The 9,284-nt window shown below is 69.1% G+C and carries 12 protein-coding genes; 1 reads left to right on the top strand and 11 read right to left on the bottom strand.

Annotation, left to right across the window (positions count from 1 at the left end; genetic code table 11):
* Positions 1-50 precede the first annotated feature (50 nt).
* From rpsI to EAO73_RS06420, 3 genes are all read right to left on the bottom strand, one after another.
* Positions 51-575, bottom strand: coding sequence for a 30S ribosomal protein S9 (gene rpsI, locus EAO73_RS06430; RefSeq protein WP_018519279.1), 525 nt, complete (start codon positions 573-575; stop codon positions 51-53).
* A 45-nt stretch (positions 576-620) separates the two neighbouring features.
* The gene (rplM, locus tag EAO73_RS06425; protein WP_073964425.1) at positions 621-1,064 is read right to left on the bottom strand and encodes a 50S ribosomal protein L13; all 444 of its coding nucleotides are present in this window, start codon (positions 1,062-1,064) and stop codon (positions 621-623) included.
* A gap of 227 nt (positions 1,065-1,291) precedes the next feature.
* The gene (locus EAO73_RS06420; protein ID WP_191134010.1) at positions 1,292-2,920 is read right to left on the bottom strand and encodes an ABC-F family ATP-binding cassette domain-containing protein; all 1,629 of its coding nucleotides are present in this window, start codon (positions 2,918-2,920) and stop codon (positions 1,292-1,294) included.
* 59 nt (positions 2,921-2,979) lie between these two features.
* Between EAO73_RS06420 and EAO73_RS06415 the strand changes: the two genes are divergently transcribed.
* Positions 2,980-3,834, top strand: a complete 855-nt coding sequence (locus EAO73_RS06415; RefSeq protein WP_147970460.1) for a hypothetical protein — start codon at positions 2,980-2,982, stop codon at positions 3,832-3,834.
* 19 nt (positions 3,835-3,853) lie between these two features.
* Here EAO73_RS06415 and truA read toward each other — a convergent pair whose 3' ends face one another.
* From truA to map, 8 genes are all read right to left on the bottom strand, one after another.
* Positions 3,854-4,708 carry a tRNA pseudouridine(38-40) synthase TruA gene (truA, locus tag EAO73_RS06410; RefSeq protein WP_147970459.1) on the bottom strand — a complete coding sequence of 285 codons (855 nt, stop codon included), beginning with the start codon at positions 4,706-4,708 and terminating at the stop codon, positions 3,854-3,856.
* A gap of 88 nt (positions 4,709-4,796) precedes the next feature.
* Complete coding sequence (gene rplQ, locus EAO73_RS06405; RefSeq protein ID WP_018101210.1) at positions 4,797-5,273, bottom strand: 50S ribosomal protein L17; 477 nt, start codon at positions 5,271-5,273, stop codon at positions 4,797-4,799.
* A 228-nt stretch (positions 5,274-5,501) separates the two neighbouring features.
* Positions 5,502-6,524 carry a DNA-directed RNA polymerase subunit alpha gene (locus EAO73_RS06400; protein ID WP_024755423.1) on the bottom strand — a complete coding sequence of 341 codons (1,023 nt, stop codon included), beginning with the start codon at positions 6,522-6,524 and terminating at the stop codon, positions 5,502-5,504.
* A gap of 138 nt (positions 6,525-6,662) precedes the next feature.
* Positions 6,663-7,067, bottom strand: a complete 405-nt coding sequence (gene rpsK / locus EAO73_RS06395; RefSeq protein ID WP_003956432.1) for a 30S ribosomal protein S11 — start codon at positions 7,065-7,067, stop codon at positions 6,663-6,665.
* A gap of 105 nt (positions 7,068-7,172) precedes the next feature.
* Positions 7,173-7,553 carry a 30S ribosomal protein S13 gene (rpsM, locus tag EAO73_RS06390; RefSeq protein WP_018519286.1) on the bottom strand — a complete coding sequence of 127 codons (381 nt, stop codon included), beginning with the start codon at positions 7,551-7,553 and terminating at the stop codon, positions 7,173-7,175.
* A 194-nt stretch (positions 7,554-7,747) separates the two neighbouring features.
* Positions 7,748-7,861: a 50S ribosomal protein L36 gene (gene rpmJ / locus EAO73_RS06385; protein WP_003956441.1), complete on the bottom strand. Its 114-nt coding sequence runs from the start codon at positions 7,859-7,861 to the stop codon at positions 7,748-7,750.
* A gap of 57 nt (positions 7,862-7,918) precedes the next feature.
* Complete coding sequence (gene infA, locus EAO73_RS06380) at positions 7,919-8,140, bottom strand: translation initiation factor IF-1 (protein WP_003956442.1); 222 nt, start codon at positions 8,138-8,140, stop codon at positions 7,919-7,921.
* A gap of 164 nt (positions 8,141-8,304) precedes the next feature.
* Positions 8,305-9,141: a type I methionyl aminopeptidase gene (map, locus tag EAO73_RS06375; protein WP_073862637.1), complete on the bottom strand. Its 837-nt coding sequence runs from the start codon at positions 9,139-9,141 to the stop codon at positions 8,305-8,307.
* Between the last annotated feature and the right edge of the window lie 143 nt (positions 9,142-9,284).

Genomic DNA, 9,284 nt, shown 5'->3' with positions numbered 1-9,284 from the left:
GCACGAGGTGTGCCGCCGGGGCGAACGTGTAACGCGGATGAGCAGGCGGTTTAGCGCTTGCTGTACTGCGGGGCCTTGCGGGCCTTCTTGAGACCGGCCTTCTTGCGCTCGACCGCACGGTCGTCGCGGGAGAGGAAGCCGGCCTTCTTCAGCGTCGCGCGGTTGTTGTCCACGTCCGCCTCGTTCAGCGCGCGGGCCACGCCGAGGCGCAGGGCGCCGGCCTGACCCGAGACGCCGCCACCCGCGATGCGGGCGATGACGTCGTAACGGCCGTCGAGCTCGAGCACCTTGAAGGGCTCGTTGACTTCCTGCTGGTGCACCTTGTTCGGGAAGTAGCTCTCGAGGGTGCGCCCGTTGATCTTCCACTTGCCGGTGCCCGGAACGATCCGGACGCGGGCGATGGCGTTCTTGCGACGGCCAAGGCCGGCGGCGGGCTGCGGGTCGCCGAAGCGGCCGGCGAGCGACTCGGAGGTGTACTCACCCTCGACGGGGACCTCCGACTCGAAGGTGGTCACCTCGGCGTAGGTCTCCTCGCCCTCGGTGCCCTCGGCGGTCTCAACAGTGGTCTCGGCCACGATTCTCCTCAGATCTTTCTTTATGTCTTTGGGGGGAGGCCGGAACTACTGCGCGACCTGGGTGATCTCGTACGGGACCGGCTGCTGCGCAGCGTGCGGGTGCTGGTCGCCCGCGTAGACCTTCAGCTTCGAGATCATCTGGCGGCCCAGGGAGTTCTTGGGGATCATGCCCTTGATGGCCTTCTCGACGGCCTTCTCGGGGTTGTTCGCGAGGAGGTCGTCGTAGCGCACGGAGCGCAGACCGCCCGGGAACCCGGAGTGGCGGTAGGCCATCTTCTGGGTCCGCTTGTTGCCGGACAGGTGAACCTTGTCGGCGTTGATGATGATGACGAAGTCGCCCATGTCCATGTGGGGGGCGTAGATCGCCTTGTGCTTGCCTCGGAGGAGGTTCGCAGCCGTGGTGGCGAGACGGCCCAGGACGATGTCCTGAGCGTCAATGATGTGCCACTGGCGAGTCACATCGCCGGGCTTGGGGCTGTACGTACGCACTTCGTAGCCTTCGCTTCTTCAGTGGATGGGGTCCAGACACACGACACCTCTGAAGCGATCATGCAGCTGGGGCGCACAATGCCGGGACGATGCCCGTATGCGAGCCACTGGTAACTGCTCCAGAGAACCTGCGCAAGGGCTCCGCGCGCCATGACGGCGCAGCCCGAACGCATAACAAACATCGAGACTACCCGCCCGGTCGCGGACGGGTCAAAACGCGTCCCCGGCTACCGCGCCCGCTCGACCCGCCGCTCGTCCCACACCGGCTCCGGCGTCTCCCGTACGACCCCGTCCGAACCGAAGACCAGGTACCGGTCGAAGCTCTTCGCGAACCACCGGTCGTGGGTCACCGCGACCACCGTGCCCTCGTACGCCTCCAGACCGTCCTGCAGCGCCTCCGCCGACTCCAGGTCCAGGTTGTCCGTCGGCTCGTCGAGCAGCAGCGCGGTCGTGCCGGACAGCTCCAGGAGCAGGATCTGGAACCGGGCCTGCTGGCCACCGGACAGCTTCTCGAACGGCTGGTCCCCCTGCCGCTCCAGCTCGTAGCGGCGCAGCACGGACATCGCCGCGCCCCGGTCCCTGGCGTGCTCCGTCCACAGGATGTCGACGAGCGTGCGGCCCAGCAGCTCCGGGTGTGCGTGGGTCTGCGCGAAGTGGCCGGGGACGACCCGGGCGCCCAGCTTCCACTCCCCCGTGTGCGCGACGGGCTCGCCCGCGAGGAGACGCAGGAAGTGGGACTTGCCTGAGCCGTTGGAGCCGAGGACCGCGACCCGTTCCCCGTAGAAGATCTCCAGGTCGAAGGGCTTCATCAGGCCGGTCAGCTCCAGCTGCGCGCAGGTCACCGCGCGCACCCCGGTCCGGCCGCCGCGCAGCCGCATCCGGATGTCCTGCTCGCGCGGCGGCTCCGGCGGCGGGCCCGCCTCCTCGAACTTCCGGAAGCGGGTCTGCATCGCGTGGTAGCGGCTCGCCATGTCGGGGCTGATCGCCGCCTGCTGGCGCAGCCGCAGCACGAGCGCCCTCAGCCGCTTGTGCTCCTCCTCCCAGCGCCGCAGCAGCTCCTCGAAGCGGGCGAAGCGCTCCTTGCGGGCCTGGTGGTACGTGTCGAAGCCGCCGCCGTGGACCCAGACGTCGCTGCCGGCCGGGCCCGGCTCCACGCTGACGATCTTCTGCGCGGCCCGGGACAGCAGCTCCCGGTCGTGGGAGACGAAGAGGACCGTCTTACGGGTCTCCTTCAGCCGCTCCTCCAGCCACCGCTTGCCGGGGACGTCCAGATAGTTGTCCGGCTCGTCGAGCAGCAGCACCTCGTCGGGCCCGCGCAGCAGCGCCTCCAGGACCAGCCGCTTCTGCTCACCGCCGGACAGCGTGCGCACCTCGCGCCACTGCGCCTTCTCGTACGGGACGCCGAGCGCGGCCATGGTGCACATGTCCCAGAGCGTCTCGGCCTCGTAGCCCCGCACCTCCGCCCAGTCGCTCAGCGCCTGCGCGTACGCCATCTGCGCGGCCTCGTCGTCGACGGTGAGGATGCGCTCCTCGGCCCGGTCGACGGCGAGTGCGGCCTCCCGGATACGCGGCTGAGCGACGGAGACCAGCAGGTCGCGGACCGTGCGCTCGTCGCGCACCGAGCCCACGAACTGCCGCATCACGCCGAGCCCGCCGCTCACGGACACCGAGCCGCCGTGCGGCTGGAGCTCCCCGGCGAGCAGCCGCAGCAGCGTGGTCTTGCCGGCGCCGTTCGCCCCGACGAGGGCGACCACGGCACCGTCGGCCACCCGGAACGAGGCGTCGCCGAGCAGCACCCGCCCGTCCGGTAGGTAGTACTCCAGGTGGCCTGCTTCGAGATGTCCCATGCAGAGCATTGTCACGGGCCGCAGAGCGTGCACCCAACCGGTTTACGGGAGGCTCTAGGATGCGCGGCATGAGCTTTGGGGACGGGGGACCCTCCGAGGGGCCCGGGAACGGCGGGACTCCCGACTGGGAGGCGCTCGCCGAGGCGTCGGCGGCCCGTGCCAGGCGCAAGAAGTGGCTGCTCATCGGCGGCGGCGCGCTCGCCACCGCGGCGGTCGCCGCGCTCGTGGCGACCGCGGTCGTCTCGGCGAACGGCGACGGCTCCGGCAAGGGCGCCGGGAAGCACGCGAGCGAGCTGCCCACGGCGGACGACCTGCCCAGCGAGCTGCCCGCTCCCGAGCCGTCCTTCTCCTCGGTGGCGCCCCCGCCCCCGCCGGACCCCCGGGACTACATCGCCGACGTGAAGAAGGACCGGCTGCCGGTCGACGTCGACGCCTTCTTCCCCGACGACAAGCTGACCGCCGCAGGCCGTACGTACGCCAGGGGCGCGACCCACCGCACGAAGCAGTGCGCGGCGGCCACCCAGGGCGCGCTGGGCGCGATCCTCACCGCCAACGGCTGCGACCAGGTCATCCGGGCCACGTACAGCCGGGACGGTGTGGCGGTCACCGTGGGCATCGCGGTCTTCGACACGGAGGACCGGGCGAAGCGGACCGCGCGGCTGGCGACCGGCGGGCTGGCCTCGCTGAGCGGGTCGGGCGTTCCGGTCTTCTGCCGCGACGGCGTGATCTGCCGCCGCACGGCGAACTCGTACGGCCGGTACGCGTACTTCACGGTCGGCGGCTTCACCGTCGGCGGGAACGTCACCGAGGCCGACAAGAACGTCTACACCACCGGCGACGACCTCACCGACTACACGTTCCGCCGGATCCGCCACCGCGGCGAGGTCCAGGCGTCGGCCGCCGCGAACCTCACCACGACGTAGGGCCCGCACGACGTACGGCCTAGCAGCACCCGGTCCCCGGCAGCGACCGCACGTTGCGGGCCTCCAGCGCCCGTGCCGCCAGCAGCTCGTCCGCCGGGTACGCGACCTCCTCCAGCGTCAGCCCGTGCGGGCGCACCACGTGCACCCCGGGGTCGCGCACCCCGGCCGCCAGCACCTCGGCCGGCCACGGGTCGGGGCGCCGCCCGTCGCCCACGAACAGCATCGCGCCGACCAGGGCCCGCACCATGTTGTGGCAGAAGGCGTCTGCCTGCACGGTCCCGGTGATGATCCCGGTCTCCTCGTCCCGCACCCAGTGCAGCTTCTGGAGCGTCCGGATCGTCGTCGCGCCCTCGCGCTTCTTGCAGTACGCGGCGAAGTCGTGCTCCCCGGTCATCCGGGCCGCGGCGGCGTTCATCGCGGCCACGTCAAGCGGGCGGTCGTGCCAGAGCACATGGCCCCGCACCAGAGGGTCGACGCCGCCGGGGCGGTCGGCGATGCGGTACGCGTACCGGCGCCACAGCGCGGAGAACCGGGCGTTGAACCCCGTCGGCGCCTCCGCGATCCGCCACACCCGCACATCGGGCGCCATCCGCCCGGCCAGCCGCCGCAGCAGCTTCTCCTCGTGCTCGGCCCACACCTCGGCCGGCAGGTCCACATGGGCGACCTGGCCCCGGGCGTGCACCCCGGCGTCGGTGCGGCCGGCCACCGTCAGGTCGTACGTGCGCGAGGAGCGGGTCACGGTCCGCAGCGCGTCCTCGATCTCCCCCTGGACCGTCCGCCGGGCGGTCTGCTTCGCCCAGCCCGAGAAGTCCTTGCCGTCATAGGCCAGGTCCAGCCGTACCCGTACGAAGCCGGGCTCCACCTCGTCACTCACCAGCGCATCCTCTCAAGATCCCGCACAGCCGAACGGGCCCGCACCGCCCCGGAGGGAGATGCGGACCCGTTCAGTGGTTCCGGAACGCTCAGGCGTCCTGCGCGTCCTCGACGGACTCGACCGGGGTCTCGTCCTTCTTGGCCGCGTCTTCCTTGACCGCACGCTTGGTGGCGGCCTCGGCCTCACCGGTGGCCTGCTGCGCCACGGTCAGCGCCTCGACCAGCTCGATGACGGCCATCGGGGCGTTGTCGCCACGACGGTTGCCGATCTTGGTGATGCGGGTGTAACCACCGGGGCGGTTCTCGTACCGCGGGGCGATCTCGGTGAAGAGCGTGTGGACGACGCCCTTGTCCGTGATCGACTGCAGCACCAGGCGACGGTTGTGGATGTCGCCCTTCTTCGCCTTGGTGATGAAACGCTCCGCGACCGGACGCAGGCGGCGAGCCTTGGCCTCGGTCGTGGTGATGCGGCCGTGCTCGAACAGCGACTTCGCGAGGTTGTTGAGAAGAAGCTTCTCGTGCGCGGCGCTGCCGCCCAGACGGGCACCCTTGGCGGGCTTCGGCATGGGTTTTCTCCTTGTGTGCTGCACCGGCCGTATCAGGTACCGATGTCAGTTCCCACCCGGCGGCCGCCGAGCGGAAGTGTGTGATCGCGCCGGACAATTCAAGCCCGTCCGGCGATTGAGGACAGCGCCTCAGCCGGACCAGACCAAGCCCGTCCGGCGATTGAGGACAAAGCCCTCGCCCGGACCGGGGCACCCCTTCAAGCAGGCGCACCCCAGCCGGGAGGCGTACTAGTACTGCTCGGTCTCCACGAAACCGGCGTCCGCGTCGTCGTCGGCGCCGAAGGCGTCGGCGGCGGCGGTCGGGTCGAACCCGGGAGGCGAGTCCTTCAGCGCCAGGCCCATACCGGCCAGCTTCGCCTTGACCTCGTCGATCGACTTCGCACCGAAGTTGCGGATGTCGAGCAGGTCCGCCTCGGAGCGGGCCACCAGCTCGCCCACCGAGTGGATGCCCTCGCGCTTGAGGCAGTTGTACGAGCGGACCGTGAGCTCCAGCTCCTCGATCGGCAGCGCCAGGTCCGCCGCGAGCGCGGCGTCCGTCGGCGACGGGCCCATGTCGATGCCCTCGGCGTCGATGTTGAGCTCGCGCGCCAGACCGAACAGCTCGACCAGGGTCTTACCGGCCGACGCCATGGCGTCACGCGGACGCATGGCCTGCTTGGTCTCGACGTCGACGATCAGCTTGTCGAAGTCGGTGCGCTGCTCGACACGGGTCGCCTCGACCTTGTACGTGACCTTGAGCACCGGCGAGTAGATGGAGTCGACCGGGATACGGCCGATCTCCTGGCCCGCCTGCTTGTTCTGGACGGCGGAGACGTAGCCGCGACCGCGCTCGACGGTCAGCTCCATCTCCAGCTTGCCCTTGCCGTTCAGCGTGGCCAGGACCAGGTCCGGGTTGTGCACCTCGACACCGGCCGGCGGCGCGATGTCCGCGGCGGTGACCAGGCCGGGGCCCTGCTTGCGCAGGTACATCACGACCGGCTCGTCGTGCTCCGAGGAGACGACCAGCTGCTTGATGTTGAGGATGAGGTCGGTCACGTCCTCCTTGACGCCCGGCACGGTGGTGAACTCGTGCAGGACACCGTCGATGCGGATGCTGGTGACAGCGGCACCCGGGATCGAGGAGAGGAGCGTGCGACGCAGGGAGTTGCCGAGGGTGTAACCGAAGCCCGGCTCCAGCGGCTCGATGACGAACCGGGAGCGGAACTCGTCGACGACCTCTTCGGTCAGCGACGGACGCTGAGCGATCAGCATGATGTGAATCCTTCAGTCGTGGGCACCCACTATTTGATGCCCGACAGATGTAACAAGGGTACGGGCGGTACGCCTCCGAAGAGATGTACCGCCCGGACCCGGCGCTACTGACGCACGGCCGTCACCGGCCGTGACGGATCAGACGCGGCGACGCTTCGGCGGACGGCAGCCGTTGTGCGGCGTCGGGGTGACGTCCTGGATCGAACCGACCTCAAGACCCGTGGCCTGGAGGGAGCGGATCGCGGTCTCGCGGCCGGAGCCCGGACCCTTCACGAAGACGTCGACCTTGCGCATGCCGTGCTCCTGCGCGCGGCGGGCGGCCGACTCGGCGGCCATCTGCGCGGCGAAGGGGGTGGACTTGCGCGAGCCCTTGAAGCCGACGTGGCCGGCGGAGGCCCAGGAGATCACGTTGCCCGAGGGGTCCGTGATCGAGACGATCGTGTTGTTGAACGTGCTCTTGATGTGCGCGTGGCCGTGAGCGACGTTCTTCTTTTCCTTGCGACGCACCTTCTTGGCTGCGCCCTGACGACCCTTGGGGGGCATGTCTTGACTCCAGATGGAGAGGGGAGGTGATCGGTCCTACAGCGAAGACCGCTGGTTGCTGCGGAGCCCCGGGATTCCGGTCGCTCGCAGTGCGTCCGCTGAGGACTACTTCTTGCCCGGCTTCTTCTTGCCGGCGATCGCGCGACGCGGACCCTTGCGGGTACGGGCGTTGGTGCTGGTGCGCTGGCCGTGGACCGGAAGACCGCGGCGGTGACGGAGACCCTGGTAGCAGCCGATCTCGACCTTGCGGCGGATGTCGGCCTGGATCTCGCGGCGGAGGTCACCCTCGGTGCGGAGGTTGGCGTCCACGTACTCGCGGATCTTGACCAGGTCCTCTTCGGCCAGGTCACGAACGCGGGTGTTCGGGTTCACGCCGGTGGTGGCGAGGATCTCCTTGGACCGGGTGCGCCCGATACCGAAGACGTAGGTGAGGGCAACCTCCACGCGCTTTTCGCGCGGGATGTCAACACCTGAAACGCGTGCCATTCAATGGCTCCAGTTGTTAAGTCGGGGGTCTTCCGCAGTGCCACTCCCGACCGCCGACCCCTCGCTGGGAGAGGTGGTACGTCCGGGTCCCCGGCCCCCGCCGGAGGTGTCGTCAGCCGTGGCTTGGACGGGCTCTGCGTATGTACGTGTTACGTGCGTCGCGCGAAGAACTGCGAGATGCAGGGGGTCGTGCGTCAGCCCTGGCGCTGCTTGTGGCGCAGGTTGTCGCAGATGACCATGACCCGGCCGTGACGGCGGATCACCTTGCACTTGTCGCAGATCTTCTTGACGCTCGGCTTGACCTTCATGGGATGTCAGGTTCTCCGGGTCAGTGCCAACACCGCGCCGAGGCGGGCGGGCAAGATCTACTTGTAGCGGTAGACGATCCGGCCACGCGTCAGGTCGTACGGAGACAGCTCCACGACGACCCGGTCATCCGGAAGGATGCGGATGTAGTGCATACGCATCTTGCCGCTGATGTGCGCGAGGACCTTGTGACCGTTCTGGAGCTCCACCTTGAACATGGCGTTCGGGAGGGACTCGATCACGGTGCCCTCAATTTCGATGGCACCTTGCTTCTTGGCCACGCTTCGCCCTTCGAATCGGCTACCTTGATCGACTTTCGTTCGCCGTATGCGGACACACGGATGCACGAGAGCCGACGAGTCAGTCTACGTCAGCGGACTCCCAAAGGCGAATCCGTCAAGTTTGCCCATCCCAGGAGATCCTTAGACCTCCTGGGCGGACCCAATCAGCCCAGCGGGTCCGGGGCGGCCTCCACGCCGTACTGCGCCAGCTTCTCGCGGCCGCAGTCCGGGGCGGTGAGGACCAGCGGCCCCTGCTCCGTGAGGGCGATGGAGTGCTCCCAGTGCGAGGACCAGGTGCCGTCCGTCGTGATGACGGTCCACTCGTCCTCCAGCACCTCGGTGTGCGGGGTGCCCAGCGAGACCATGGGCTCGATCGCGAGGCAGACGCCCGGGACCAGCTTGATGCCCTTGCCGCGCTTGCGGGAGACGTAGTTCAGCAGGTGCGGGTCCATGTGCATCTCGGTGCCGATGCCGTGCCCGCCGTAGTCCTCGATGATCCCGTACTTGCCGGTGGCGGGGCGGGGCTGGCGGCGGATGTAGGACTCGATCGCCTTGGAGATGTCGACGAGGCGGTTGTTCACCTTCATCGCCGCGATGCCGGCCCACATCGACTCCTCGGTCACCCGGGACAGCTCGACCAGCTCCGGAGCGTGTCCCGTACCGACGAAGGCGGTGTACGCGGCGTCGCCGTGCCAGCCGTCGACGATCGCGCCGGCGTCGATGGAGATGATGTCGCCGTCCTTCAGGACCGTCCTGTCGTCCGGGATGCCGTGGACGACGACCTCGTTGACCGAGGTGCAGATGGTCGCGGGGAAGCCGCCGTACCCGAGGAAGTTCGACTTCGCCCCGTGGTCCGCGATCACCTTGCGGGCGACCTGGTCCAGGTCCCGGGTGGTGGCGCCGGGCACCGCCGCCTCACGGGTGGCCGCGTGGATGGCAGCGACCACCAGCCCCGCCTCGCGCATCTTCGCGATCTGCTCGGGGGTCTTGATCTGCACCATGCTGCGGCGCCTTTCCGGTAGGACGGTGAGGAGGGACGGTGACGAGTACGCGGTATTCCACGATACGCGGCGGCAAGCAGTCGGCCGCGGCGTCCGAGGACGCCGCGGCCGGCTTGTACTGCGTGTACTGCGGGGTGGGGAGC

Source organism: Streptomyces sp. col6, from assembly GCF_008042035.1.
Taxonomy (GTDB): Bacteria; Actinomycetota; Actinomycetes; order Streptomycetales; family Streptomycetaceae; genus Streptomyces.
Note: the sequence above shows the minus strand (reverse complement) of the source record. Positions and strands in the feature narration are given on the sequence as shown.

What these genes read in the sequence shown, in the direction of transcription:
- rpsM (WP_018519286.1), bottom strand. Translation starts at nt 7,553, where the DNA reads ATGGCACGCGTTTCAGGTGTTGACATCCCGCGCGAAAAGCGCGTGGAG.
- rpsK (WP_003956432.1), bottom strand. Translation starts at nt 7,067, where the DNA reads ATGCCCCCCAAGGGTCGTCAGGGCGCAGCCAAGAAGGTGCGTCGCAAG.
- EAO73_RS06400 (WP_024755423.1), bottom strand. Translation starts at nt 6,524, where the DNA reads ATGCTGATCGCTCAGCGTCCGTCGCTGACCGAAGAGGTCGTCGACGAG.
- map (WP_073862637.1), bottom strand. Translation starts at nt 9,141, where the DNA reads ATGGTGCAGATCAAGACCCCCGAGCAGATCGCGAAGATGCGCGAGGCG.
- rpmJ (WP_003956441.1), bottom strand. Translation starts at nt 7,861, where the DNA reads ATGAAGGTCAAGCCGAGCGTCAAGAAGATCTGCGACAAGTGCAAGGTG.
- EAO73_RS06415 (WP_147970460.1), top strand. Translation starts at nt 2,980, where the DNA reads ATGAGCTTTGGGGACGGGGGACCCTCCGAGGGGCCCGGGAACGGCGGG.
- rplQ (WP_018101210.1), bottom strand. Translation starts at nt 5,273, where the DNA reads ATGCCGAAGCCCGCCAAGGGTGCCCGTCTGGGCGGCAGCGCCGCGCAC.
- EAO73_RS06420 (WP_191134010.1), bottom strand. Translation starts at nt 2,920, where the DNA reads ATGCTCTGCATGGGACATCTCGAAGCAGGCCACCTGGAGTACTACCTA.